The 24,612-nt window shown below is 63.9% G+C and carries 25 protein-coding genes; 11 read left to right on the forward strand and 14 right to left on the reverse strand.

Annotation, left to right across the window (positions count from 1 at the left end; genetic code table 11):
* Positions 1-65 precede the first annotated feature (65 nt).
* Positions 66-1,064, reverse strand: a complete 999-nt coding sequence (locus AC4HOU_RS15695; RefSeq protein ID WP_490724843.1) for an alpha/beta hydrolase — start codon at positions 1,062-1,064, stop codon at positions 66-68.
* Between the two features lie 452 nt (positions 1,065-1,516).
* Between AC4HOU_RS15695 and AC4HOU_RS15700 the strand changes: the two genes are divergently transcribed.
* A complete protein-coding gene (locus AC4HOU_RS15700; RefSeq protein WP_490724687.1) occupies positions 1,517-2,653 on the forward strand; it encodes a helix-turn-helix transcriptional regulator in 1,137 nt (378 codons plus the stop codon).
* A gap of 32 nt (positions 2,654-2,685) precedes the next feature.
* On the opposite strand, the gene AC4HOU_RS15705 is transcribed toward AC4HOU_RS15700, so the two are convergent.
* The gene (locus tag AC4HOU_RS15705) at positions 2,686-3,342 is read right to left on the reverse strand and encodes a chymotrypsin family serine protease (protein ID WP_490724688.1); all 657 of its coding nucleotides are present in this window, start codon (positions 3,340-3,342) and stop codon (positions 2,686-2,688) included.
* 93 nt (positions 3,343-3,435) lie between these two features.
* Complete coding sequence (locus AC4HOU_RS15710; protein ID WP_194990287.1) at positions 3,436-3,711, reverse strand: hypothetical protein; 276 nt, start codon at positions 3,709-3,711, stop codon at positions 3,436-3,438.
* 201 nt (positions 3,712-3,912) lie between these two features.
* Between AC4HOU_RS15710 and AC4HOU_RS15715 the strand changes: the two genes are divergently transcribed.
* The 3 genes from AC4HOU_RS15715 to AC4HOU_RS15725 all read left to right on the forward strand — a co-directional run bounded on the left by AC4HOU_RS15715 (position 3,913) and on the right by AC4HOU_RS15725 (position 7,708).
* Positions 3,913-5,523, forward strand: a complete 1,611-nt coding sequence (locus AC4HOU_RS15715) for an MFS transporter (RefSeq protein ID WP_280499326.1) — start codon at positions 3,913-3,915, stop codon at positions 5,521-5,523.
* A complete protein-coding gene (locus tag AC4HOU_RS15720; RefSeq protein WP_194990288.1) occupies positions 5,474-6,046 on the forward strand; it encodes a TetR/AcrR family transcriptional regulator in 573 nt (190 codons plus the stop codon). The genes AC4HOU_RS15715 and AC4HOU_RS15720 overlap by 50 nt, the downstream gene beginning before the upstream one ends.
* Before the next feature lie 117 nt (positions 6,047-6,163).
* Positions 6,164-7,708 (forward strand): acyl-CoA carboxylase subunit beta, encoded by a 1,545-nt coding sequence (locus AC4HOU_RS15725; protein WP_490724689.1) that lies wholly within the window; start codon positions 6,164-6,166, stop codon positions 7,706-7,708.
* A gap of 45 nt (positions 7,709-7,753) precedes the next feature.
* Here the strand turns inward: AC4HOU_RS15725 and AC4HOU_RS15730 are convergent, their stop codons facing one another.
* Genes AC4HOU_RS15730 through AC4HOU_RS15740 form a run of 3 tightly spaced genes read right to left on the reverse strand, consistent with a single transcriptional unit; the run spans position 7,754 to position 9,688 of the window.
* Positions 7,754-8,107: an SH3-like domain-containing protein gene (locus tag AC4HOU_RS15730; protein ID WP_280213728.1), complete on the reverse strand. Its 354-nt coding sequence runs from the start codon at positions 8,105-8,107 to the stop codon at positions 7,754-7,756.
* Positions 8,108-8,120: 13 nt separating this feature from the next.
* Positions 8,121-8,822 carry a thiocyanate hydrolase subunit gamma gene (gene scnC / locus AC4HOU_RS15735; protein ID WP_194990290.1) on the reverse strand — a complete coding sequence of 234 codons (702 nt, stop codon included), beginning with the start codon at positions 8,820-8,822 and terminating at the stop codon, positions 8,121-8,123.
* Positions 8,823-8,848: 26 nt separating this feature from the next.
* Positions 8,849-9,688, reverse strand: coding sequence for an SH3-like domain-containing protein (locus AC4HOU_RS15740; protein ID WP_490724690.1), 840 nt, complete (start codon positions 9,686-9,688; stop codon positions 8,849-8,851).
* A gap of 271 nt (positions 9,689-9,959) precedes the next feature.
* Between AC4HOU_RS15740 and AC4HOU_RS15745 the strand changes: the two genes are divergently transcribed.
* Positions 9,960-10,412, forward strand: coding sequence for a VOC family protein (locus AC4HOU_RS15745; protein ID WP_490724691.1), 453 nt, complete (start codon positions 9,960-9,962; stop codon positions 10,410-10,412).
* A gap of 70 nt (positions 10,413-10,482) precedes the next feature.
* Here AC4HOU_RS15745 and AC4HOU_RS15750 read toward each other — a convergent pair whose 3' ends face one another.
* Positions 10,483-11,397, reverse strand: a complete 915-nt coding sequence (locus tag AC4HOU_RS15750) for a D-alanyl-D-alanine carboxypeptidase family protein (RefSeq protein WP_490724692.1) — start codon at positions 11,395-11,397, stop codon at positions 10,483-10,485.
* Between the two features lie 134 nt (positions 11,398-11,531).
* Here AC4HOU_RS15750 and AC4HOU_RS15755 point away from each other — a divergent pair, with 134 nt between their 5' ends.
* From AC4HOU_RS15755 to AC4HOU_RS15765, 3 genes are all read left to right on the forward strand, one after another.
* Positions 11,532-11,873: an NUDIX domain-containing protein gene (locus AC4HOU_RS15755; protein WP_416383068.1), complete on the forward strand. Its 342-nt coding sequence runs from the start codon at positions 11,532-11,534 to the stop codon at positions 11,871-11,873.
* A 174-nt stretch (positions 11,874-12,047) separates the two neighbouring features.
* The gene (locus tag AC4HOU_RS15760; protein ID WP_490724844.1) at positions 12,048-12,470 is read left to right on the forward strand and encodes an AMP-binding protein; all 423 of its coding nucleotides are present in this window, start codon (positions 12,048-12,050) and stop codon (positions 12,468-12,470) included.
* Positions 12,359-13,468, forward strand: coding sequence for a class I adenylate-forming enzyme family protein (locus AC4HOU_RS15765; protein WP_490724693.1), 1,110 nt, complete (start codon positions 12,359-12,361; stop codon positions 13,466-13,468). Before AC4HOU_RS15760 ends, AC4HOU_RS15765 begins: the two co-directional genes overlap by 112 nt.
* 612 nt (positions 13,469-14,080) lie before the next feature.
* Here AC4HOU_RS15765 and AC4HOU_RS15770 read toward each other — a convergent pair.
* On the reverse strand, positions 14,081-15,799 hold the full coding sequence (locus AC4HOU_RS15770; protein ID WP_490724694.1) for a hypothetical protein: 1,719 nt from the start codon (positions 15,797-15,799) through the stop codon (positions 14,081-14,083).
* A 344-nt stretch (positions 15,800-16,143) separates the two neighbouring features.
* Entirely contained in the window at positions 16,144-17,052 is a 909-nt protein-coding gene (locus AC4HOU_RS15775) for an IS5 family transposase (RefSeq protein WP_490724695.1), read from the reverse strand.
* A gap of 1,065 nt (positions 17,053-18,117) precedes the next feature.
* Between AC4HOU_RS15775 and AC4HOU_RS15780 the strand changes: the two genes are divergently transcribed.
* Positions 18,118-19,344 carry an ApeA N-terminal domain 1-containing protein gene (locus AC4HOU_RS15780; RefSeq protein WP_490724696.1) on the forward strand — a complete coding sequence of 409 codons (1,227 nt, stop codon included), beginning with the start codon at positions 18,118-18,120 and terminating at the stop codon, positions 19,342-19,344.
* Positions 19,345-19,701: 357 nt separating this feature from the next.
* Here AC4HOU_RS15780 and AC4HOU_RS15785 read toward each other — a convergent pair whose 3' ends face one another.
* Both AC4HOU_RS15785 and AC4HOU_RS15790 read right to left on the reverse strand, forming a co-directional pair.
* Positions 19,702-20,250, reverse strand: coding sequence for a GNAT family N-acetyltransferase (locus tag AC4HOU_RS15785; protein WP_490724697.1), 549 nt, complete (start codon positions 20,248-20,250; stop codon positions 19,702-19,704).
* Positions 20,243-21,541: a helix-turn-helix domain-containing protein gene (locus tag AC4HOU_RS15790; protein WP_490724698.1), complete on the reverse strand. Its 1,299-nt coding sequence runs from the start codon at positions 21,539-21,541 to the stop codon at positions 20,243-20,245. The genes AC4HOU_RS15785 and AC4HOU_RS15790 overlap by 8 nt, the downstream gene beginning before the upstream one ends.
* 384 nt (positions 21,542-21,925) lie before the next feature.
* On the opposite strand from AC4HOU_RS15790, the gene AC4HOU_RS15795 reads away from it, so the two are divergent.
* A complete protein-coding gene (locus tag AC4HOU_RS15795; RefSeq protein WP_490724699.1) occupies positions 21,926-22,228 on the forward strand; it encodes a hypothetical protein in 303 nt (100 codons plus the stop codon).
* Between the two features lie 154 nt (positions 22,229-22,382).
* Here AC4HOU_RS15795 and AC4HOU_RS15800 read toward each other — a convergent pair whose 3' ends face one another.
* Complete coding sequence (locus AC4HOU_RS15800; protein ID WP_033247721.1) at positions 22,383-22,703, reverse strand: helix-turn-helix domain-containing protein; 321 nt, start codon at positions 22,701-22,703, stop codon at positions 22,383-22,385.
* Positions 22,700-23,071 carry a type II toxin-antitoxin system RelE/ParE family toxin gene (locus AC4HOU_RS15805; RefSeq protein ID WP_490724700.1) on the reverse strand — a complete coding sequence of 124 codons (372 nt, stop codon included), beginning with the start codon at positions 23,069-23,071 and terminating at the stop codon, positions 22,700-22,702. The genes AC4HOU_RS15800 and AC4HOU_RS15805 overlap by 4 nt, the downstream gene beginning before the upstream one ends.
* A 119-nt stretch (positions 23,072-23,190) precedes the next feature.
* Here AC4HOU_RS15805 and AC4HOU_RS15810 point away from each other — a divergent pair, with 119 nt between their 5' ends.
* Positions 23,191-23,982 carry a helix-turn-helix domain-containing protein gene (locus tag AC4HOU_RS15810; RefSeq protein WP_490724701.1) on the forward strand — a complete coding sequence of 264 codons (792 nt, stop codon included), beginning with the start codon at positions 23,191-23,193 and terminating at the stop codon, positions 23,980-23,982.
* Here the strand turns inward: AC4HOU_RS15810 and AC4HOU_RS15815 are convergent.
* A complete protein-coding gene (locus AC4HOU_RS15815) occupies positions 23,949-24,497 on the reverse strand; it encodes a tetratricopeptide repeat protein (RefSeq protein ID WP_490724702.1) in 549 nt (182 codons plus the stop codon). The genes AC4HOU_RS15810 and AC4HOU_RS15815 overlap by 34 nt on opposite strands.
* Positions 24,498-24,612: the final 115 nt, after the last annotated feature.

The raw sequence follows: 24,612 nt of genomic DNA on the forward strand, positions 1-24,612 counted from the left end.
CCGGCATTCTCATCGCCGACGAAGCTACCTAACGAACCGGCCGCGCGCCGCGTGGATCACCGGGCTCAGTGGGCACCCAATGCGTCGAGGATCATCGGGCGCGCGGTGGCGAGGGCCTGCTGCCAGTAGGCCCAGGTGTGCGTGCCGTTGACGATGTCGACGCGCGCCGGGAGGCCGAGGGCGTTGGCCCGGTCGCGGAAGATCTGCGCGGCGATCATGGTCAGCACTTCCAGGCCCATCGCGTTCACCGTATTGCCCACCCCGTACGGCAGGTCCGGTGCGCCGGGTACGCCGTTGCCGCTGGTGACGTAGATCGGCAGCCCGCGCAATCGTCCGGCCTGCACGGTGGCGTCGTTGCGGGCCCAGGCCGGATCACCCGGCGGACCCCACATGTCGTCCGGGTTGTACTGCCCTTCGTCCCACATGGCGGCGCGCATCGCCTCACTCCACATCGGGAAGGTCGGGTTGATGAAGCCGGAGAACGATCCGGCGAAACGGAACTGGTCGCGGTGGTAGGCGGCGAGGATCAGCGCCGCATTGCCGCCCATGGAGGCGCCGACGACGGCATTGTTGCTGCGTGAGACCCCGTAACCGGCGAGAAAGTCGGGCAGTTCCCTGGTCAGGAAGGTTTCCCATTTGTACGTAATCTGCTGGCCGTTGGTGTGGCTCGGCCGATACCAGTCGGTGTAGAAGCTCGACCGGCCGCCGACCGGGAACACCAGCGTGACATTGTCGCCGGCGAATTGCCGCAGCGCGTCGGTGTCGCTGGTCCATTGGCTGTGATCGTGCGGGGCCCGTAACCCGTCGAGAACGTAGAGCGCCGCGCTACCGCCGCGCGCGGCCCACTGCAGCTGGACCTTGATCGGTCCCATGCTCGACGGCACCCACAGTTCTTCGTATCCGCCGGACGGCGCCCGTAGCGCGGGCGAGCGGACCGGTGCGGCAGCGGCGACCGCGGCCACCGACGACATCACCAGCATTGCTATGACCACCACGGCGGCTCTGCGAACCCATCCGCCGGCTATCCGTTCGTCTGCTGATCGCGCCACCCCGGCCACTCGCATACCTCCCACCGCATCGACTGGAAGTTACCGAAGATAACCAATTTACGCTGTCAGAGCCGGTAGGGATGTCGCCGACGCGCCGCTGGCGTGTCGGTCATCGCCACCGCGCGACCGGCGGGCACGGCCGAGGCGCCGGGAATTTTCACCGAATCGCCGGCGACCGAATTCCCACTGTGCGCAATATCTACCGTTGATCGCAAATGTCCGTTTCGATACGCAAGAGAATTTCGTCAGCCTTTTCCATGCCGGCAGTCCGAATTGGTCTCGTATCGGCACACTGGACAGATACCCTGGCGATAGCGCTCCGAATCACTCTGGACGTTGGTAGATTTCGACCGTGGGCGGTCCGGCGCAGTGCCGTCCGGGGGTTTCATCGATGTAATTCGGGGATGTTTTTCGACCATGACTGACAAAAACTATTCTCGTCAATTCACGCCGGTGGCGACGATTATATGACCGCCGCCGTCACCGGTTTCTCCGGTCGTGGCGGAGCGTCGGCGTCGGTCACGCTCCAGCGGTTCTCGGACCTGGTCGCCGCGATCTACGAGGCCGGAGCCGAGCCGAACCGATGGGACAGCGCGATCGGTGAGATCACCGCTGCCTTCGGCGCCATCCGCGGACTGCTCGTCCTCCCGGAACCGGCGGGCGGCGGATTCGTCGTCGCCGCCGCGGGCGCCGAACTCGCGCCAGACATCCATGAATACCTCGTCCGCGCCGCCGACCGCATCCAGCAGCTGCCCGCGGGCGCTCCCGTCACCAGCGATGAAGTGCTACCCCCGGCCCGCGGCGGCAACGGGGGCCGCGGCGATCCGTACGGCCTGGCCAACAGTTTCCTCGCCCGCCTCGACAGCGCGCTGCCACCCGCCTGGATCTGCCTGACCATGCCCGCGCAGGTCGACGCCGCCCGGCATTCCGCGGGCCGCGCGCTACTGCGGGTGCTGGTGCCGCATCTGGGCCGAGCCGTGCGCAATCAATCGGCGTTGCTCGAGCTGACCCGCGAACGCGCCGTCGCCCTCGCGACCCTGGAGAAGGCGCACTACGGGATCATGATCGTCACCGCGGACGCCGCGGTGATCTTCGCCAACTCCGCCGCCATGGACATCACCGGCGACAGCGACGGTCTATCCGCCGACAGTTCCGGACGGCTGCGGGCCAGCCCGCCGGCCAATCAAGCGCGGTTGAGCACGCTCATTCGCGAGGCCGCCGGCCCGGAAGGTTCCAGCGGCAATGTCGCGATCACGCGTCCGTCCGGCAGGCGGCCGCTGATCGTCCGCATCACTGCGCTCGACGGGGTGCCCGCCGACCCCTCGCCCCGGCCGCGCGCGGTCTTGCTGCTGGTGGTGGATCCCGATCACGATCTGGAGCCGACGCCGAAGGCACTGCACGATCTGTACGGGTTGACCGACGCCGAGACCCTGGTAGCCATGGGCGTCATCCGCGGCGACGGTTTGCCTGCCGTCGCCGATCAGCTCTCGGTCTCGTTGTTCACCGCGCGCACGCACCTGCAGCACATCTTCGTCAAGACCGGCACGCACCGCCAGGCGGAGCTGGTGCGATTGCTGCTGTCGAGCGCTATTGCCGCGCAGTGATTTCTCTTGCCGCGCAGTGATTTCCAGACGGTTCACACCGGCCGGAAACCGGTACCCAATCCGCCGCGCATGGCGACGTCGTCGAGAATTCTGGTGAAATTGACACCCACATGCGGGCCGAGGCACGGAACCGAAACATATCCGTTGACCAGTGCCACCAGTGTCGTGCCGACGACCACGGGCCCACCGGAATCACCGACGAGCACACAGATCTGGGTGAGCGTCCAGGTCGCGGTATCGAACACATCCCCGTAGACCAGTCCACAGGTCTGCCCGGTCGTACGGCCCTGCTTGCACGCGATCGCCGGGAACTGCGCGGGCAGACCGACCTCGGTGATCGTGGTCGCGCCGACCCGGTTCACCGGAACCACCTTGTCCGCGTCGAAGCGGATCACGGCGTAGTCGAGCTCCTTGTTGACGTAGTCGATGGTGCCGACCGGACCCGCTTCCGGATTCGATTCGGCGGAAACGCCTGCCCCCGGCTGGTTGCAGTGGCCTGCGGTGAAGCCGACCATCCGGCCGGTGTCGTCCCAGCCGATGGTGGCGAGCGAACAGGTCGCTCCGTCGTCGAAGACGATGCCCGACCCACCGCCGAGGACGACCAGGGGCGCGGCCTGCGCGCTCCCGATGGCCGTGCCCGCCACGCCGAGGATGACGGCCGCGAGCACGAGAAGGAATTTGCCGAACATGGTTCTCCCCAGGTGGTCGGCCGAGGAGCAGGGGCACTCCCGAACGGAGTACGAGAGTGCCCTCGTTTCCCCTCGGTCCTGGCATCGGTCGGATCAGACGACACACACCGGGAACAGGATCGGCACCGTGATCAGCACAATCCCGCACGCGAGGAATGCGCCGGGAATGGTGATGAACGGCGACAGCACGGCCGGCTGTACTTCGACCGGAACCGGTGCGACTGGTGCGGGAGCAGGCTCCGCGGCCGGTGCCGCGCTTGCTACCCCGGCGCCCATGGCGATCAACGGCGCGCACGCCGCTGCTGCTATGGCAGAGCGAACCTTGGTGCTAGTCATGACATTTCCCTTACTGTCAGCATTCTTGGTCATGGCCGACCCGGCTCTCCGGGTTGCCACAATGTTCAGCACAGCACCGTTGCGGCGGAAAATCCTCACGCGAACAGATGAGATGGGTTCGCCGAGACCGAAAAAGTCACCGAGTCGGGAAATGACACAGGTTCACACTCGCCAAGCTAGTTGAACGATGGTACAACTTGTACTATCGTTCAACTACCTACCTTGGAGGGTGCCGTGTCGCGAGTCGACATCCGGGATACGACCGCGCGAGATTGGGCGGGCCTGGCCTTGCTTGCACTGCCGACAGTGCTGCTCGGCCTCGATGTCACCGTGCTGTATCTGGTCCTGCCCCGGCTGGCCGAGGCGCTGAATCCGTCTGCGACACAATCGCTGTGGATCATGGATGCCTACGGCTTCTTCATCGCCGGGTTCCTGCTCACCATGGGCACCCTCGGCGACCGGATCGGCCGCAGGCGGCTGTTGGTGATCGGCACGACGGCCTTCGCGGCAGTATCGATCCTCGCCGCCTTCGCCCCGAACGCCGAACTGCTGATCGTGGCCCGCGCCCTGCTCGGCATCGCCGGGGCGACGCTCATGCCGTCCACGCTCTCGTTGATCTCCAACATCTTTCGCGACCCGCGGCGGCGCGCGGTCGCGATCGGCATCTGGGCGACGATGTTCGCGCTCGGCATGGCCGCCGGGCCGGTGCTCGGCGGCGCGCTGGTCGACACCTTCTGGTGGGGTGCGGCGTTCCTGCTCGCTGTTCCCGTCGCCGTCATCGTGGTGGCCTTCGCGCCGGCGCTGCTTCCCGAACATGCCGATCCGGAGGGTGGACGGCTCGATCCGGCCAGCGTCGCGCTGTCGCTGGCCGCGATCCTGCCGGTGATCTACGCGGTCAAACACGCCGCCGCGCATCGGCCCGACCTCGGCACGGTATTGCTCACGCTCGCCGGTCTGGTGGCCGGAGCTATTTTCGTGCGGCGTCAACGGGGGCTGACCGCGCCGCTGCTGGACGTCACGCTCTTCGCCAACCGGGCGTTCTCCGCGGCGCTGGGCGTGCTGCTGATCGGACTGATAGGCGTCGGCGGAACGATGTATCTGGTCACCCAGTATCTCCAGCTCGTCGAGGGCATGACGCCCTTGACCGCCGGGGTGTGGATGGGGCCGCCCGCGCTCGCGATGTTCGCCGCGGCGATCGGCGCGCCACTGCTGGCGCGGCGGATCCGGCCAGGACTGCTCATGGCCGCCACGCTCGGCCTGTCGGTGCTCGGCTATGTCCTGTTGACTGTCGCGGGCACCGGAGATGCCGGGCTGGTGGTCGCCGGATTCGCTTTCGTCTATCTCGGTCTCGGCGCGATCGCCGCCCTCGGCACCGACATGGTGGTCGGCGCCACTCCGGCCGCGCAGTCCGGTGCTGCCGCGGCGATGTCGGAGACGGTCCAAGAGCTCGGCCTCGCCGTCGGTGTGGCGGTCCTCGGCAGTCTCACCACCGCGCTCTACTCCGCCCGCATCACCGCGCCCGCGAATGTGACAGCGGCGGTCGGAGACCGGGTCACCGACAGCCTTGCCGGTGCGCTCTCGGTCGCCGATCGGATTCCGGCCGAGACGGTGCACGCGGCGCGGGAGGCGTTCACCAGCAGCGTGAATGTCGCCGCCGCCGTCGCCGGTGTCGCCATCGTCGCGGCGGCCGTAGTCTGTCTGGCGACCTTGGGGCATCTCCGCCCGCTCGGCGACGATCGCGACGACGCCGCCGACGCGATGTGCCCGACCGGCCCGGAGCCCGCAGGAGGGGAGCATGGACACCGCGAGCGAGCCGATCGACGGGCGCAAGGCCAGGGGCAGTAGACGGCGCGCCGAGATCATCGAGGCCACCCTCGCCGTCGTCACCCGCGACGGCGCCGCCGGCGTCACCCACCGCACCGTTGCCAAAGAGGCGGGCATCACCACCAGCCTGAGCACCTACTATTTCGCCACACTCGACGACCTGCTCGTTGCGGCCCTGTCCTCGGTCGCCGACACCTACACCGCGCGCATCCGCGAGATCATCGACGCCCCCGGCGACAAGCTGCGCGGGCTGGCCGAGCTGATCGTGGAATCCGCCGGACCGGGCCGCGAGCGGGCCCTCGCCGAACGCGAACTGTCCACCCTCGCCGCCCGCCGCCCCGCGCTCGCGCCCGTCGCCGTGCGCTGGCGAACCGACGTCGCCGAGCTCGCCGCCACCCTCACCGCCGACCCGGACGCCATCACCGCTGTCGTCGCCGCGACCGACGGACTGTGCACGGCCCTGTTGCTCGACAACGCACCGGCCGACCCGGACTGTGTGCACCGGATCCTCGGTCGCGCACTCGCGCCGCCCGACTCGGCATGAAGCCCCCGCCCGCGAGCTCACCAGCCTGGGAACCCCGGCCGACCATCGTTCCGGGTACGGTGTCAAAGCCCCCGATCACGGTGCGGTGTTCCTGCTGAAAAAACTGGATGATTATCGATGAGTACAACCGCCGACAAGCTCGCCGACCTGCGCAAGAAGCTCGAGATCGCGCAGGAACCGGCCGGAGAGGCGGGGGCCGCCAAACGCGCACGTAAGGGTATTCCGTCCGCCCGCGACCGCATCGACATGCTGCTGGACCCGGGCACCTTCGTGGAGCTCGGCGCACTCGTGCGCAACCCCAACGACAAGAACGCCCTTTACGGCGATGGCGTGGTCACCGGTCGCGGCCTGGTCGACGGTCGCCCGGTGGCGGTGTTCTCCCATGATCAGACCGTGTACGGCGGCACCATCGGCGAGATGTTCGGCCGTAAGGTCGCCGCGATCATGGAGCTGGCGGGCAAGATGGGCTGCCCGCTGATCGGCATCAACGACTCCGGCGGCGCACGCGTCCAGGAGGCGGTCACCTCGCTGCGCTGGTACGGCGAGCTGGCGACCAAGATGGAGCCGCTCTCGGGTGCGGTGCCGATGGTCTCGCTCATCCTCGGCAACTGCGCCGCCGGTGCGGTGTACCAGCCGATCTGCACCGACGTCGTGGTCGCCACCGAGAGCGCGCACATGTTCGTCACCGGGCCCAAGATCATCGAGGACGCCCTCGGCGAAAAGGTCGATATGGAGGAGCTGGGCGGCGCCTACAACCAGGCCGCGTACGGCAATATCCACCACGTCGCCAAGGACGAGGCCGCCGCCTTCGCGTGGGTCCGCAACTACCTGAGCTACCTGCCGTCGAGCGCGGTCGAGCAGCCACCGATCGTGAACCCCGGCCTCGAGCCCGAGATCACCGAATCCGATCTGTCGCTGAACACGCTCGTTCCCGACTCCGACAACTCCGTCTACGACATGCACGATGTGCTGGTCCGGATCTTCGACGACGGCGAATTCCACGAGATCGGCGCGGCCGGGACCAAGAACCTCATCACCGGCTTCGCCCGCGTCGACGGACGTCCGGTCGGCGTGGTCGCCAACCAGCCGACCGTGCTCGCCGGCGCCCTCGACGCCAAGGCCAGCGACAAGGCCGCGCACTTCATCCACATCTGCAACGCCTTCGAGATCCCGCTGGTGCTGGTGGTCGACACCCCCGGCTTCCTGCCCGGCGTGGAACAGGAGAAGGTGGGCGTCATCAAGCGCGGCGGCCGCTTCCTGTTCGCCTACGTGGAGGCCACCGTGCCCAAGGTGACGGTGGTCGTGCGCAAGGCCTACGGCGGCGGCTGGGCCGTGATGGGCGCCAAGGCGCTGGGCTGCGACGTCTACCTGGCCTGGCCCACCGCCCGCATCGCGGTCATGGGCGCCGAGAGCGCCGTCGGGCTGACCCAGCGCAAGATTCTCGACGCCACCCCCGACGAGCAGCGCGCCGCGGTCCGTCAGCAGATGATCGATTTCTACAACGCGACCATCGCGACGCCGTGGATCGCCGCCGAACGCGGCTACATCGACGCCGTGATCGAGCCGTCGGCCACCCGGCTCGAGCTCCGTAAGGCGCTGCATCTGCTGCGGGACAAGCAGGTCATCCGATACCCGCGCAAGCATCACCTGTTGCCGCTGTGACCAGCGATCCGCCGGTGCCCTCCGGATGGATGCGGCACCGGCGGATCAGGCTTCGAGCCTGGCCCGGACGGCCTCGAGGCGCTGCTGGAGTTCCGCCTCGTCGATGACACCGCGAGCGACGAGGGTGTGTGCCAGCGCGACGAGCTGGTTTTCCGGGTAGGGCAGATCGGCGTAGAGGGTGGAGGTCAGCCGGTCCTCGTCGTCCCGACGCTCCTCGAGGTCGGGCACGCCCGCTGCGCCCTCGGCGCGATCGAGTGCATCGCACATCCCGTCCAGACTCGTCTTCCACGGGGGAACCAGATTAGTGACGCCATATTCGGCCGCCATGCGCGGCCATACCTGATTGCGCGCCACGATCTTTCGCAAGGGCGCGATCTCGGACTCCGCTGCCGTACTCACGCTCGGGCTCCCCTCAGTCGACCGGATGGATCGCAGGCCGGGTGTCGGTGATGACATTGCTGGTGACGCCCGGTGTGGGCAACGCCACCCCGATCAGGCAATCGCGGGTGACGATCTCGGCGAGCTGATCCTCATCCCATCCCTCGGTGCCTTCCGGACGCACCGGCATCACCATGAACCGGTGCTTCTGGTTGGAATCCTGCACCCGGATGGCCACATCGTCGCTCAGATACAGCCCGAATTCGGCGAGGACCTGGCGTGGCCAACGCACCATGCGCCGCCGATAGTTCGGGGTGCGATACCACTCGGGCGAATTACCGAGGATCGGTCGCGGATAGCAGGAGCACAACGCGCAGACGATCACGTGATGCAGGGTGGGGGTGTCTTCGAGAATCTCGAATGCCGTGAAATCGCTGGGTGTTCCGAATCCGGTGGGTTCGAGCCAATCCACCCCGACTTCCTTGCTTGCCGTCATCGGTTCGGTCAGGGCGAGCGTTCTGAAGTCGGGATCGAGCCATGCCCGCGCGACCAGATGCGCGGCCGGAGTCGGGCCGATCTGCTCGGCGAACTCGGTGAACCGGCGATGTTCTTCGGCGGTGAAAATGCCCTTCTCGATACATAATTCGCGTAGCGCGATCTCCAGCACTTCGAAGTCGGTGACTTCTTCGACCATGGGCGCCACCGTGCGTTCGTGGTCGTGATCGTGCTCGGCCATGGAATCCCTTTCTGGCACACGGTTGTTTATGCTGCGCGCTTCAACCAGCGCTCCGGGAGTTCGGTCTGGAGCGTGTCGTTCGTCGTACCGGTGTAGCCGTCCCACAATTCGGCGAGATCGAAACGGACGACATAGAACCATTCGGGTGTCGCGTCCGGGCGGTCCCACGTCTCGTCTTCGGCAGCCGGACTTTCATAGGCCACCGAGGTGATCTCTCCGGTGGCGCCGCGGACGTATTCCGGGGTCCGGGTGTACAGCAACGCGGGCATATCGCGCACGGTGACCGAATCGCCGACCCGGAAACCGGGTTCTCCCGCTCGCCCCGCGAACACCTGCGGATCACCCTTACCGACGGCACGAATATGGTGCTCGTTGCGCGCCACCTGCGAGCCGTCACCTTCGAATTTCGGCTGCGCCGCCAACGACTTTCCGGCGAGGCCGCCGTCGTAGCGCGCCCGCACCTCCTCCATCCGTTCACTCAATTCGCCGAGCGCGATGTGATGCTTCTCGACGAGAACGCGCGCGACGGCGAGCAGCCAGCGCCCGTAATACGGCAACCCCAGGTAGATGGCCCGCCCGACGTCGACGTTGCCCATCCGGCGCCGCTCCTCCGACAGCCAGATCCCACGCCAGGCGAGCACCTCACAGATCACGTAGGTGTTGTGCTCCCACACCTCGTACTGCTTGTTCTCGAACTTCATCGGCGCGTCCGGCTCCCCGCCGACGTCGTGCACTGTCTTCATATACGCCTTGAAACGCTCGTGATCGATGAGATCGGGCGGCGGCGCATCGGGAAGTTCCGGATAGGACGAACGGAGCCGAGCCACCAGATCGAGCTGAGCGGCCCGCTCCGCAGCGGTACTCATGAAGGCTCCCTTCGTAGCGGCCATGTCGAACTACTGGGCGGCGCACCTCACACGGTCGAATGTATGCCTCGTCGTTGCTGGTGGGAAGCATTCTCGGGGATTTCCCGGTACGGCCGGGACAGCTGACGAGAGCGGCGGCTGCTGATTCGACAACTCAGGAATGTTCGCGGCCGTGTCGCACCGGGATGTTTGGGCCGGACACAGCGAGAAAATCCCACCGTAAGCGACGTCGACGAACACGCCGGCCGGCCCCGGCGGAAAGGAATCAGCCATGCCGAGCACAGATGATTGGCCGGTACCCGCGAGTGGGTTGCTCGTCACCCATTTCCTCACGGTGCGCGATGTGGCGGTTTCTCGGCAGTTCTATGCCGACATCTTCGGCGGGGAGGTGGTGCTGGAGGAGAATCCGGGCATCGTGAAGGTGGCCAACAGCTGGATCATCATGAACCCCGGCGGCGGGCCCACTCCGGATAAGCCCGATATCACGCTGACACCACCCGAGCCCGATGATCCGGTATCGGCGTTCCTCAATGTGCGCGTCGCCGATATCGCCGATTTCCATGCGACCGCATCGGCCAAGGGTGCGCGGTTCCTGACCGATCCCATCGACCGCAAGGCCGAACTGCGCTGCTACCTGCGGGACCCGGACGGGTACCTCATCGAGATCGGCCAGGCGACCGGGATGCTGCGCGGCATCTTCGCGGAGCGGCCCGGGTCGACCTGAGCCGCATCCAGCCTCAGCGCATAGTCTCGCGGGCCTCGATTCATCCCAGGTGACGCCCACAACGGGTAACTCAGCCGGCCGACATGGAACTGAGGACCGGCAGGAACCCCCAGTCCATGATGCGTTCGGCATCGGCAGTAGCGGCATCCAGATCGAACGGCGCGCTGTGCAGCACCACCCCGATCAACCGCTGCGCACCCCGCTGCGCCTCGAACAACAAGCAGGTCCCCGCTGCGATCGTGGAGCCGGTCTTGATACCCGTGGTCCCCGGATACCGATGCAACAGGTCGTTCGTGTTCTCCCAGACATGCGCCCGATTCGCCGGCCCACCGGGCTGATGATGGACCCGCGTCCCCACGACCTGTCGGAAAACCGGGTTGCCCATGGCGTGATGCCCCATCCGCACCATGTCAGCGGGCGTCGAATACGTGGAGTAATCACCCGGAACGGGCAGCCCACTGGGATCGGTGAAATGCGTATTCCCCATCCCCAGCCGATGCGCCATCGCATTCATCTTCCCGATAAACGCCTCCCGACCCGGCCCGAACGCCTCCGCCAGCGCATACGCCGCATCACACCCCGAAGGCAACATCATCGCGTACAACAACTGCCGCGCCGTGAGCACCTCACCGGCCACCAGCCCCGCCGAACTCCCCCCATGCGCCGCCGACGCATCGATCGCCGACTGCGGCACCGTCACCGCCCGCTCCAAATCCCCCGCCTCCAACACCACCAACGCCGTCATCACCTTGGTGAGACTGGCCACCGGAAGCCGAGTGTGCGCCTCCCGCGACCACACGATCAACCCGGTATTCCCCTCCGCAAGAGCGGCCCCGCGCGCTTGAATCCCCTCGGGTTGCAGAGCCACCGGAAACGGAGCCTGATCATTCGAGCCGCCGACCACGGGGGCCGCCGCGATAGTAGGCGCGAAAACGACGAGCACCGCGGCGATCGCCGCCAGCAGTGCACGGGTATAGGTTCGCATCGGGCCATTGTGCAGTCAGGATGTTCCCAATAGTGGGATTTCGCGTCGTTGCGTGAGCGCGGCATCGCTGGTCCGGGCGATATCTCGCGCAAGAAGGCTCGCCAATCGCCACCCCACTCGGGCACCATGCCACAGTGCACCATCCGAGAGTCCGCGTAGCCACCTACGTCGTCAGATACCGCACAGCCCCTCAACTCCTCGTCTTCGACCGCGTCGGCCTCCCCGAAGCAGGAACCCAGATCCCTGCCGGAGGCGTACACCCCGGGGAAGCCCTCGACACAGCGGTCCTCCGCGAAGTAGCCGAAGAAACCGGCCTGATCAATGTCTCCATTGCCGACCGAATCGCCGTAGACGACCACCCCCACTCCCTCACCAACCTCCCCCGCCGAACACCTTCTACAACCTGCACGCCGAACCCGACGCAGCCGACGCCTGGCTCCACCAAGCCGACGGCGAAGGAGCCGACCACGGTTTGAGATTCGCCTGCCGCTTCGTGCCTCTGCCGCTGGGAGAACCGTTGGCCGACAACCAGGATCGCTGGTTGCCTCTGATCTCGGGGTGATCATTGCCTCGACACCACAGTCACCGTCCGCGAGACCAACGACCTCACCACCGCCCTCGTGGCCGCTTTCGTCGGCCACGGTGAACGGGTGGGCATCCACCTCCAGAACATCCCGCAATACGCGCTCGTCCTGCTCGCCCTCTGGAAACTCGGCGCGATCGCCCTGCTGCTCAACCCGATGTATCGCGGCCGCGAACTCCGCGAACTCGTCACCGACGCCGAACCGGTCGGGATCATCACCACCGACCGCGATGTCCGGCAGGTCCAGGAGGACGTCGAGGGCACCACAGTCGGCTGGGTATCGGCACCGCGGAGTCGGACCTCCAGTCCCGCAACGACCCCCGCGTCTTCAAACCCGAAACCACCCCTGCCGACAAGAGTTCCGCAGACCTACTCACTTTGGCCCACGAGTACGCGGGCCGGAAACCCCCGACGATCCAGGTACACGGCGACGACCTCGCTTTCCTCGCCTACACCTCCGGCACCACCGGCCCGCCCAAGGGCGCCATGAACTCGCACGCCAACGTCCGCGCCGTAACCACCAGCTTCACCGAACTCGCCGGCATCACCCCCGGTGACGTCGTCTACGCCCTGGCCCCGCTCTTCCACATCACCGGCGCGGTCGTCATCGGCGCCCTCACCCTCACCGAACGCACCTCCCTGGTCTTCACCGGCCGCTTCACCACCGACGTAGCGGTCGACGCCCTCCGCGAACACGGCGTCACCTACACCATCGGCTCCATCACCGCCTTCAACGCGATGATGAACTCGGAATACGCCACTGCCGAACACTTCTCCACCATCAAAACCCTGTACAGCGGGGGCGCGCCGGTCCCACCGAGCACAGTCACCCGCTTCCAGGAACGCTTCGGCCACTACATCCACAACGCCTACGGCATGACCGAAACCTCCTCAGCAGTTACTGCGGTCCCGCCCGGCACAAGCGCTCCGATCGATCCGGACAGCGGCACCCTTTCCATCGGACTGCCGCTCCCTGGAGTGAACGCCGAGATTGTCGACTCCGAAGGTCATCTCCTCCCACCTGGCACGCAAGGCGAACTCGTCGTCATCGGCCCCCAGGTCATCCGCGGATACTGGCGCAAACCAGAAGAATCTGAAGCCGCCCTGCAAGGAGGCCACCTCCGAACCGGCGACAGCGCGATTGTCGATGAACAAGGCTGGGTTTACCTGGTCGATAGGATCAAAGACCAGATCAACGTCTCCGGATACAAGGTGTGGCCGCGCGAGGTCGAGGATGTCCTCTACGAACATCCGGCCGTGCTCGAAGCAGCGGTAGTAGGGATTCCTGACGACTATCGCGGTGAGTCAGTTGTCGCCTACGTTTCCCTAAAGGACGGACAGACCGTGCAGGCCGACGACCTGATCGTATTCAGCCGAGATCGACTCGCGCCCTATAAAAGGCCCAGGGCAGTCAAAATCGTCGCAGATCTCCCTAAAACGCAGACTGGCAAAATTCGCCGACGTGCGCTACGCGATCAACGTAGTTAGGCCCGAACCGTATAACGAGGACATCGCGGCCATATCGGAGATTTGGCCGACGGCGGGGTGAACGCGGTGTCGCTCAAGCGGAACAGATCAGCTCCGACGTATCGCCGGAGCCGACTCGCATCTTGAAGCCAAGGGCCTCAAGCCCTGGCCCCACGCTGCCAGGCACGGGACGATCCTCAGACCAAGGTGTTCGCCCCTCCGCCGGCGTGAAGTGAACGGCGCGGGGTCTCAGTTGTCGTCGGTGTTGTCGTCAGATCTGTCGCCACCGACAGACTTGACCCCCAAGAATGGTGGACTCGAATACGCGCACTTCATGCATGGTGCGCATGTCGACGCTGGGCACCCCGTTCTGTGCGTTGTGCATGGTCGCGAACGACGTGCGGTCCCCACCCGATCCCCACACCGGAGAGCACCGGACCCGCTCGCGATTCTGTGTTTCACCCAAGCTAAGCGAGGTGGCGGTGCGACGCCAAGCCGCCATCGACATTGTCGTCAGACCTGTGCTCACCACCTCGGCTGGCCTCTCTGTCCTCACTCTTGCAAACAGGGAGTGATGAGGTTGACCCCGCACTCGATCCGTTCAGGACCTGTGGCGTTAGCCATGCAATCGAACTACTCGCTCTCCGCTAGGCCGAATACGACGGCACCCGTAACATTGAGCTCCTCTGGGTCAGAAGATGCAAGGAGACGATACTTCACAGGGGCATCGTCCGCTGGCGCCAACACAAGACGAAAGCCATCCGTTTCAAGCTCGCCGCGTAGGACACGGCGAGCTTCCTCCGCATTCGCCACCGAAACATTCGCGCAGAAGTAGGCACCTTGCCCGAGGTACACCTGCTCGCCACAAACAGCAATGGGCTCGTATACGGATAGTATTACCTGAAGCTGTGAATCGAGCAAGGATTCGTCCATAATCTCAGTATTTTCAGTGTCGTCGTCCAATCTTTCCACTTTGGCGTTGAACAGGACCTCTCCTGCGACAGTTAGGCTCTCCCCGTCCAATAGTTTTGTTGCGAGATCGATCTCACGAACCTGCTCGCGAGTGAACGCGATAGGCGCCGGAAATGGAGTATTGGATGATGCTTGTATACGGGCCAAACGTTCTACTTGTCTTATAAAAGCGGCTGGCACGGGCGTGGGATTACCGAGCGGGACGGTATCACCGACGGATCCAGCATTGCCCAGCTCCAACTGCACCGTATTCGGACTGCACATATGGTGTCCGAACTGGAGCACTGGAAGCAGTTCGGAAGGGTACGTATCATCCCGAGGATTGTAGGAGATATTTATTTGGGCCGTCACAAGATCCCCTCGGGATCGGCTAGGGTCCAATTCGACGTTTACGCTGACCGAATCGGTTTTATCGGCTGCATATATTGTTGCTACTGAAGTTCCAACTTTGCGTTCGTGAAACCTCACCGGAAGGTTCGCCAAGCGTCTGCCTTCAGGGCTTATCACAACCAACCGCCCCGGGAGCCCGCCTGGTATTGACTTTCTAGTAGAACCGATCTGAACATTTGCCGAGGTTCCAGTTAGCTGGGTTATGCCTATCGGTCCGGTAGCAGATTTTATACGCACATAGGAATCGCTAACGGTGACCGCGTCTCCTCGCCTCACGGCCTCGGAGAATTTCGCGGATTCAATCCTGCCGATTTCCGTGTCTGGAAATTCAAAACTTACCGACAGCGATATAGGCCTCTCCTGCTCGGCGCCTTTCCAGCGAGGCACGTACGCCACTGTGGTTTGATTTCCAGTTACGGCAATATCTATCCGATAATAGGGGTCAATATCGTTCAATCGGCGAACAATATTTTGAACCCGCGTAAGTGCGATATTTATGTCACTCCCAAAACTGGCCCCTTCCTGATTTAGTTCACGCAACAATTGCACAACTTCATCATTTACGCCGTCGATGAAATACCTACGAATCCGTTCATTCTCAATCATTTTCTTGTCGAGCCAGTCTTTGTCCAGCCATTTGATCGGGCAAGTAATCCCGAGCTGTTCAGGAAGCTTGTTAAACCATTTCTCCTCGGCTGGCGTTCGGTTGATTGGAACGATCAGCGTCCACGAATCGGGCTGGTGAAGCATGGCGGTCTTCAGACTGCGTTCCACCTGGTTTCGCCGGCCTTTCTCCACCCCCAGGCGCCCAGTAAATGATTTACATTCGAAAATGTGAAGTTCGGTCTCTGTGATAATCTGAACGTCGCGCCCGTCGTCTCCTCCTGCGCCATCAATTCGCTGTGCGTCCGGATTTAGAGTGCTGAGAAGGACCGAGACAATGTCTTCGTAGACATCGCGTGCAACTTCATCCCACTTAACTGGCGGCATCACCAGAGCCTAGATCGTTTCGCTGGCCAGCACGCGCATTTCAACCCTTCGTTGCCGCGTCCCCGCCCGATCCGCCGCTTAACCTTTGGTCCTGCTGGCTGGTGGTCTGCGCCTTGATAGGGCTGGCTACCCGCCTGCCCCAACAGGGCCCGCCCTTCTCGCGTAGAGGCTCTACGGTCAAGGGTGGCGATAGCCATCACGGAGTGATGCCGTAGGCGCCCTCGGCGGTGGAGGAGCGCGGGAACATAGTGCAGGCCACCGGCCAGCAGGGCCACGCGGCCGGAGGTCGCGAGCGGATCAGAGAAGTCCTCGGCTCTGTTGAGAAATAACACCTAGGCCGCGTTTCATAAGCCGTGGCCGGATAACCACAGGTTGATCGCGGCAACTCGGACCGTGGCCAGGTAGCGAACAGCGAGTTTGTCGTAGCGGGTGGCCACTGCGCGGTGCTGTTTGAGGCGGCTGATCGCGCATTCCACGGCGTGACGCAGTTTGTAGAGGTTTGGGTCGAATGCCGGCGGTCGGCCACCGGCGTTGCCCTTGGCCACGCGATGCGCCGCATGGTCCGCCTTGACCGGGATGGTTGCCTTGATCCCGCGTTGCCGCAGGTAAGCACGGTTGGCCGCCGAAGAATAGGCATTGTCGGCCAGCACCCGATCCGGCCGCGACCGAGTGCCACCGACCCCGAGTCGCGGCACCCGAACCTCGCCGAGCACCGTCGTGAACTGCGGGCAATCAGCCCACTGGCCAGGCGTGACCACCAGGGCCAACGGCCGCTGCCCCTGGTCGGCGGCCAGGTGCAGCTTCGTGGTGAACCCACCCCGCGACCGTCCCAACCCGTGGTCAGCGGGTTCGTCGTCGAAACCGCCAGCCGGTTCGACCTGGCCGTCGAAGTCGCGGCGGGCGCCCGCCGCATGCTGATGCGCGCGGGCGATCGTGGAGTCCACGCTCACTGTCCACTCGATCTCACCGCCGGCGTCGGCGTGGGCTTGCAGCGCGGTCAGCATCGATTCCCACGTGCCGTCACGCTGCCAGCGGCGGAACAACCCATACACCGTCTGCCACGGCCCATACACCGTCGGAATATCACGCCACGGACTGCCGGTCCGGATCCGCCACCGGATCCCGTCGATCAACCGTCGTTTCGACCACCGCGGTGGCCGGTCCGGTTTCATACCGGCAGGTAGTAACGGTTTCAGTTTTGCCCACTGGGCATCGGTCAGATCCGCACGGCACGTTGCCGTTACGCTGTTCAAGAGGTCTCCGGTTGGTCTCCGGTTGTGCTTGGTCGTTCAACCAACTACCGGAGACCTCGCCATATCACCAACTTCTCAACCCGGACAACGGGTTCCATCCCACAGCATCGGGCTTATGAAACGCGGCCTTGTGCGAGGTTGCTTGCCTGGCAATTTCAAGTACGTCGTACTCGCGGCCGTTGGCAAGAAGGCGTAAACATCGTCTTTGGCGTCCGTTATGCCGCCCAGCGAACGCCCGCCATAGATGTCCTCGACTCTCACGCGATCGCGCTCAACGCGTTCCCTCTGCTCCGTCCACGGTATGACGCGACTCTAGTGCCTTGAGCCCAGCGTGAACGGGGCCACAGTTCTATGACCAGTAAAGTTGCAGGTCACGGCCCCGTCTACTGAAGTTGGCGTTACCAGTCGACCTGCGAAAACAGCTGTTTGGAACGCTAGTTCGGTTGGCTGAGTTGGTCGTGGTGCGGAATGAACGCGGACGCCACCGTCCGGCATGAATCGCCCGTGAACACCCCCGACAGACCCGAATCTCAGTGGCCCGGATACTGTTACCGGCGGCGTTAGTCCCAGGACCGACGCACTCCTCCTGGAAAGGAGGTGAGTGCATGACACGGAAACATCGCCGGAAAGCAGAAACCCTGACCCGAAATGTCGGAATCAGGGTCTCTATCTGGTGCCCGGCGTGGCTGGTGGTTGCTGTCCTCGCGGCACTTTCCATTCCACGCTGATCCGGTCACACCCACCGAGGAAGGTCGTTCGCTGTCTCAGGGCGTGCGGCCTTCCTCGCTCCTCCTGCTCGTAGTCAAAATGACTACGGCGCACGGTGCACATTACATACCTCGTATGTAATGTGCACCATCGGGTGGGCGTATCCCGGTGTCAATTGACCATCCCCAACGTTCCTGTTCAGCACGGCGTGTCGAAATAGCTTCGTATCCCACTCAGCAGGGCCACGCGGCCGAAGGTCGCGAATGTCAGCCTCTGAGGGCTGAATGCTCCTTCTACCATGGCTATTCATGTGTTCGTTCGGCGCCGCGGCCTGCCTGCTCGAACTATCGTGGCAGCGTGGACGCACTGGAAGCATCGGGACATTTCTGGTCGCCTGACGACACGACGAAGCGTGTCGCCGGGGATGTGACGTGGGAGCCGGGGGCGCGAGCTCGTCTGACGCTCAAGACTCGGTTGGTGGATGAGCTGGCGAATCAAGTCTCCATCACCAAGACTGGCCTGAGGATTTCTCGTAGCGGCGACCCCGCTCGGATCGTTGCTGACTACGCGCCGCGTGTCATAGTTGGAGATACCGTAATCGGGCCTGTGACCTGCATTGACTCATATCTCCAGCACCCGGCAGGCAACATGATCGACTTTGCGAGATCGCCACTGCGGCAGATTTGGGAGCCGTACAAGCTCATCATCGGCGCTCACCTCATCGACGGCTTCTCGACGAAAATTGATGCCATATCTTTCGTCCTCGATAATCCCGGGTGGTGGGCTCACCTAGCCGAAAATGACTCGGCCTCCAGCGCAGCTGGCAAGATCGAATGCACCTACAGCGATGACGGGGAGGTCTGGCTCACGCTGAGACTATCGTCCGTTCTGTCGTTGCGATCCGCTGACCGTGCTATGTGGTCAGTAATCACGCTGGCGAAACTGGCGCTCGACGTGGATTTGACCCCCCTCCGCGTGCGGGTCCGTGAAGCAGGTCAGACGGATTGGATCACGGTGAAGGCGGACAGTCAGGACCCGAGCAAGACCTCCTGGCCAAACCCTCACAACCTCTTGCCGCCGGAATCGCTCACTCTCGAACGACTCGCGCGATGGCTGGAGATCGAACAGAAGATGGACGGGCTAGCTGCTGCAGTCGCTGATCCTGTCGAAGGCAATGCTGTCCAGGTTCACGCGCTCACAGCATGTTCGCTGGTAGAGGGGATACACAAGCGGATCATTGGGGGAAACCCGGAATACGTGCGTCGCGCTACCGACCTCCACAGGATGGCACTGCGCGTTGATCGCGAAGTGACGGCTCCTGTCACCGGCTGGGCGAAGCTGGTCAAGAAGGCCCGCAATGATCTAGCACACCACAACCCGATCGTCTCGTTGGATGTCCAGCTCTACAACTGGATGATCGTGGAGTCGTCGGTCATCTGGGTATTGCGGTTGTGCCTTCTGTCTCACGCTGGGTTCGGTGCCAAGGAGATACGCGATGCGTTGGCGGGTCACCAGCGCTACAGGTTCTACCGCGAGAATTTGAAGATGCACGTCAAGGAGCGAAATCAATTAGGTTCGCGTTAGATGGACGGGCATCCACGTCGACAACTGAGCACTTCTTCATTCGGCAACTCGATGGAGCTGGACCACAGCCGGTCGACCGAGCAGAGTGCCGGCTGTGGACGACTGCGGGAGGTAAATCGGTACGGCTCTCGTCGTGCCCACACTTCTCGGTTATCGGAAATTCAGCCATCTCGGGTCTGGTGGTGACGGCGCTGCGTGCCACCGCCGCGCCGACGCGCCGCGCAACCGCAGTACAGGGAGCGCGCTGCGTGTCGCAGCGCCGGCGCCTCTTGAGCCTGTATGGCGAAATTCGGCAACCGCCGTCAAGTGCGACGCTCTCAATCAGGCGATAGGTCGGCTAAGTGCGGTTCATCCCGCTTACAGCGGCAAACTGCGAATTAGTACGTCGAACGTGGGAGCGCCTTCCCAACTCGGTTGTAGAACCCCTACCCGAGACCAACCCCATTTTCGATACCGCTCATACGCGTGCTCGTTCGTCGGGTCTACCAGCAGTGTCGCCCGCCGCTCCCCCCGACCATCCAACAGCTCGTCGTGCAACGCCCTCGCGTAACCCCGTCCGGTGTGCTCGCGCACCACCATGATCTCGGACAGCGCGAAGGTCCGCACCCCATCCTCCGTAGTAAAATCTGGTTCCTCGACGTGAAGTCGCAGATTATTCCACCAGCGAGAATTCTCGTTGAGCGGCCACCCCCAAGCCTGTCCGATTGCCTCACCATCGGCGTAGAGCACGACCAGATCGAATCCTGGACTGTTCGTGTAGGCATCGAATCTGCGCATGGCCGCTTCCAATGATTCGAACGGGTCACCGCTTTCGACAGATTCCGCATAGGCACGCGCATACACATCCTGCACGGTGTCGCGGATCTCGCGGGCGCCCCGTTGGTCGAATCGGTGGAACTCAGTCAACTGCTCGGCCTTTCGTTGTCGTAAGCGCATCGAACCGCTCCCGGAACTCCTCACCGTCGGCCCCAGCGTCGGCCGCGAGCCGGACCGGCTTCAACACCCGCAATGTGCGCGGCGAGGCAACCGATTTCTCCAGGGTTTCGAGGACTGGCTGTGCTGCATCGATTGCTCCTGACGCGTCACCAGTCCGAGCCAGGGCAGCGGCGAACCAAGCAGCCGCATTGGCTGCGTTTCGCGCACTCGCCGGTTCCGCCGCCGCGACCTCGTACAATGCCAGCGCCCGGCCATGGTTCCCTGTGGCGGTATGGGCACGTGCTTCATGCCCACGGACCTCCGAGTGTGTGACGAACCGCAGCCAGGGCTCACAGTCCTCGGTCGGCTCGTGCTCGACAGCAGAGTCCATCTCCCGCCAGGCTGTAGACATTGCGCGCGCTACGCCCTGCCGGTCGCCAGCCACACCGTGGGCCGCAGCCTGTCGCGCGGCGATCAGGGCGTGAATACGTCCCGGCGGACGACGTCGCACCAGATCACCGGCACGTTGAATAAGCATTTGCGCATAGGAGGGAGAAGCTTCTCCGCGCCGTGCCAAGCTGATGATCTGCAAGGCGGAGTTCAGCGCCGCATGGGTGGTCAGATCGTCGTCATCCGCTGCGGACGCCAGCGACAGCGCATCGGCGTAACAGCGCCGAGCAACATCAGTCTGGTCCGCGTCGTGCGCAAGCCAGCCCGTCGCGACCGCAAGCTCCCCAACTGCGGACATCCACGCTCGACCTGCCTTATCGCTGAAAACGGAGCCGTGCAGCAGGTCTTGAGCCTGCGCCAAGGCATCGACAGCATTCGGTAGGAGATTGGCTCCGCCCACCAATTGGTCTAACCCCCTGAGTTCGGATGTGAATTCATTGAGCCTCTTCACGTCCGCCATCCCGATCCGAGGTGGGTTCCACGTCGGCACCGCCGCGGCAATCGCTGCGAGCTGTCCGAATTGGCGACGGTTCACGTCTTCCTCCTCTCCATCGACCCCAGCGGTCGACGGAAGCTGCACCGGCGACGAAGGCCGAGCGGAGGATACGGCGAGCGCAAAACGGCGCATCGCCTCAGGGCTGAGCCTCGCCAGCCAGCTATCGAGGTCGGCGGCACGTTGCCCGCGCACCGGCCGCGATTCGGTGGCACGTTCCCATTTTCGCACGGTCGCCACAGACCACCCGATCTGTTCGGCGAACTGCTCCTGAGTCATCCGTAACGCCGCGTCACGCAGCGCCCGCACCTCGACCCTTGTCCAAACCTCCACGATCACGCGAAACCCCCTGTCGCTGCGAGCTTAAGCGGAAGCGTAGCGGTTCTCTATGACTGCTGTCCCTGGGACCGCGAACACCGGTCGATGAGGCTTGAACCAGCCCCGGCGCCGGATCGAACCGCCAGGCCGGCCAGCACCTTACGAGGCCGCCGACCACGGAATTCCTCGGCGCCGGGTGCACGCCATGACACCCCACCCAGGAGGCACTGTGCGCGAACGACCACCTCTGCCCAAGCGACCGGCGCGAAACCGGGCAATGGAAGCGACCGTCCGGATGTTGCGCGACCAATACTGCACCGATACAGCAACATTGGAACGAGTGGCGGCCGGGCTCCGCGCCGGTCGCGATGTCCCGGAACCCGCCACCGACGCTGATATCGCGCCATGAGCCACTCGATCGCGTTCGGCTGGATCAACCACGACATCAGCCGAACACCCGAAACCGACCGCGACCGCGTACACCGCCTCGCCGACCGTCTCGGCTACCACCTCGTATGGCCCGGCGAACACTCGGTGCTACGCGTGGCCGACCAGGCACGCAACGCCGGCGCCGACCTGGTGATCCTGCCGGCACCCGACCACCTCGGCCCGCACGAACTCGACGCCGTACTGGACGTCTGCGATGTGGAAACCGTGCTACCGCGCCTCAGCTTCCCACGCTGGACCTCCATGCAGGACACACCATGAGCGCCCTGGTAGTGGTCGGTTTCGTCATCGCGATCGGACTACCGCTGCTCGTGATCGCGGCGACGATCTGGTGGCCCTGATCGTCGCATCGTGAATGGGTCACCGGCAGTAGCACTCGGGTGCAACGGTGCAGCCGCTGTCGGAAACAGTCACCTCATGCTGCGGGGTCGGTCGGCATCTTCAGTAGATGCCCACCGATGTCCGCCAGCAGCTCCAGCTTCCCCCCCAGCGCGGAAACATACGCGGCGAGAGCTTCGACCGTCGCGACCTCGCCATGCTCGATCTGCGACACCCGCCCCGGACTGACGCCCATGATCTCGGCCAAACCCGCCTGCGTGAATCCCAGCCGCTTCCGCTCCTCGGCAAGCTGGTAGCCCCACTGCTCGGCCATGATCGACCGACGTCGGCGCGCGGCCTCCTCCTCGCCCACCCGGCGGCGATAGCCTTCACGATCCCATTTGGAGAAGCTACTCATCGCTCTTCCTCCTCCTCTGCCCGTTCCTTCAGATACACCGCGTACAGCTCTTCCGCGCGAGGAATCGCCTGCTCATACCAGCTCTTCCACTGCCCGGTCTTGTCGCCGCCGGTCAAAAGGATCGCCGACCGCCACGGGTCGAACGCGAACAGCACACGGATCATCGTCTGTCTTGGCCGTAACTCCTTCAAGTTGACAAGTCGCGAACCTGTCAGGGTGTCGACCAGCGGACGACCCAGGGTGGGCCCGTATTCAGCGAGCACATCGACAGCTGCTTCGACCCGCTCAGCAGCCTCGGGATCGGAACGTCGCAGATTGGTCATCCACGCGGCCACCTCATCGGTCTGGTAGATCTCCCATTGACCCACCACCGAACTATAGCAAATCCTATAGTTCAGCTCCGTGCCCAGTTGAGCATTCGCACTTCTTCTCCCGGTGCGCCGTGTAGAGTAAGTACCGAGTACTGACCGGTCATTAGGAGTAGCCGATGCCCCCACGCACGAAGAACGGCAGCCTCGAGCTCGGATCAGCAATCCGGGAACGACGAATAGCTCTCGATCTCAGCATCGAAGAAGCCGCGGCCAAAGCCGGTATCGGCACGAAGACCTGGAGTCGCTACGAGTCCGGGGCAGCAATCCGAGCGGACAAGGTTCGGGGTATCTGCAAAGCGCTGGGATGGAGCCGGCTCCCTGAAACGGAGCAGGACGACCAGAAGTCAGATGACGACTTCCTCCGCACAGTCGATCGAAATCACCGTGCGTGGTCTGCCGTTCTGGAAGAGAACTTCGGCCGAGAATGCGCGTTGACCTTCGCGGTTGGTAGCGATGTCGTGAGCGACCAGATCCGCGATGACCTAGCGGAACTCGCGAAGGAACCGCGAGGAGCACATCTGGGGCAGCTCTCGACATCGTGGCTCGATGGCGACCTTCCGCCTCAATTCGTTCCCCGCTATGACTACGAACTCGTCTACGCGCTGCAGGCGGCTGTATGTACGCTTCGCGCGCGTTTTTCTGCCGGTCACCTGATCGCGCATACGGTGCTGGAGGAATTGGCTCTTTACCTCATCCTCAGCCAAGCCGAAATACTGGACGATCTCTACCCCGAGTTCGAAGGTGGGGCCGACTGGCGCGAATGGCTAGGCGACATACTCGACGATCTGGACGTCGAGTTCTACCTTTTCACCTCGGGCTTGGCGTTGACGCCCGACCACACCTACCACTTCGATCGCTGGAGCGAAGAGCAGTTTTACACTGGCAGAGAGCAGGCCGAGGGGGAATGATCCCGCGCAGGGCGCTCGGGAAGCATGAGTAGCACAGCGAGGCCGCAGCAGGAATCGCGACCCACAAAGGCGTACACGCGCAGATTCTTACCGGGACTGCGTCTGGGCGACGGGGCCTCGTGGTTTGACGTTGGCGCACTGTGCACGCTTGTGCCCGCCCTGCGCCACCAGGACTCGGCGTCATCGATGTGCCCCCGGAGGCGCAGCCGAATCGCCATGTTGTGCATAGCGTCGGTGTGGTCGGCTTCCGCCGCCCGCTGATACCAGATGATGGCATCGTCGAACCGGAGCGTCCTGCCGAGCATGACTGCTAGGTTGTACATTGCGTCGGCATCCCCGGCTTCTCCCGCGAACCTCCACCAACGCTCGGCGTCCTCCAAGAATTGTTCTTCGGAAAGCAAGTTGGCCAGATTACCCATCGCCCCGGGGTTACCCGCCTCAGCGGCCTTGCGGCACCAGTCATGGGCTTCAGCGGACTGTCTACGCGTGGCAAGCAAATTGGCGAGATTGTTCATTGCACCGAGGTGGCTCTGTGCCGCCGCGCGCCGCCACAGAGCCGCTGCTCCGATAGTATCTCCCTAATAGGCGCGAGTGCTGCGCGCTTTCGAACGCGGCCTCGCTGTTCGCGTC

This window comes from Nocardia sp. JCM 38205 (assembly GCF_058222935.1).

Coding starts and splice junctions, on each gene's coding strand:
- AC4HOU_RS15700 (WP_490724687.1), top strand. CDS start 1,517: ATGACCGCCGCCGTCACCGGTTTCTCCGGTCGTGGCGGAGCGTCGGCG.
- AC4HOU_RS15800 (WP_033247721.1), bottom strand. CDS start 22,703: ATGAGTAGCTTCTCCAAATGGGATCGTGAAGGCTATCGCCGCCGGGTG.
- AC4HOU_RS15720 (WP_194990288.1), top strand. CDS start 5,474: ATGGACACCGCGAGCGAGCCGATCGACGGGCGCAAGGCCAGGGGCAGT.
- AC4HOU_RS15745 (WP_490724691.1), top strand. CDS start 9,960: ATGCCGAGCACAGATGATTGGCCGGTACCCGCGAGTGGGTTGCTCGTC.
- AC4HOU_RS15795 (WP_490724699.1), top strand. CDS start 21,926: ATGAGCCACTCGATCGCGTTCGGCTGGATCAACCACGACATCAGCCGA.
- AC4HOU_RS15740 (WP_490724690.1), bottom strand. CDS start 9,688: ATGAGTACCGCTGCGGAGCGGGCCGCTCAGCTCGATCTGGTGGCTCGG.
- AC4HOU_RS15695 (WP_490724843.1), bottom strand. CDS start 1,064: ATGCGAGTGGCCGGGGTGGCGCGATCAGCAGACGAACGGATAGCCGGC.
- AC4HOU_RS15750 (WP_490724692.1), bottom strand. CDS start 11,397: ATGCGAACCTATACCCGTGCACTGCTGGCGGCGATCGCCGCGGTGCTC.
- AC4HOU_RS15705 (WP_490724688.1), bottom strand. CDS start 3,342: ATGTTCGGCAAATTCCTTCTCGTGCTCGCGGCCGTCATCCTCGGCGTG.
- AC4HOU_RS15770 (WP_490724694.1), bottom strand. CDS start 15,799: ATGCCGCCAGTTAAGTGGGATGAAGTTGCACGCGATGTCTACGAAGAC.
- scnC (WP_194990290.1), bottom strand. CDS start 8,822: ATGGCCGAGCACGATCACGACCACGAACGCACGGTGGCGCCCATGGTC.
- AC4HOU_RS15815 (WP_490724702.1), bottom strand. CDS start 24,497: ATGAACAATCTCGCCAATTTGCTTGCCACGCGTAGACAGTCCGCTGAA.
- AC4HOU_RS15710 (WP_194990287.1), bottom strand. CDS start 3,711: ATGACCAAGAATGCTGACAGTAAGGGAAATGTCATGACTAGCACCAAG.
- AC4HOU_RS15725 (WP_490724689.1), top strand. CDS start 6,164: ATGAGTACAACCGCCGACAAGCTCGCCGACCTGCGCAAGAAGCTCGAG.
- AC4HOU_RS15810 (WP_490724701.1), top strand. CDS start 23,191: ATGCCCCCACGCACGAAGAACGGCAGCCTCGAGCTCGGATCAGCAATC.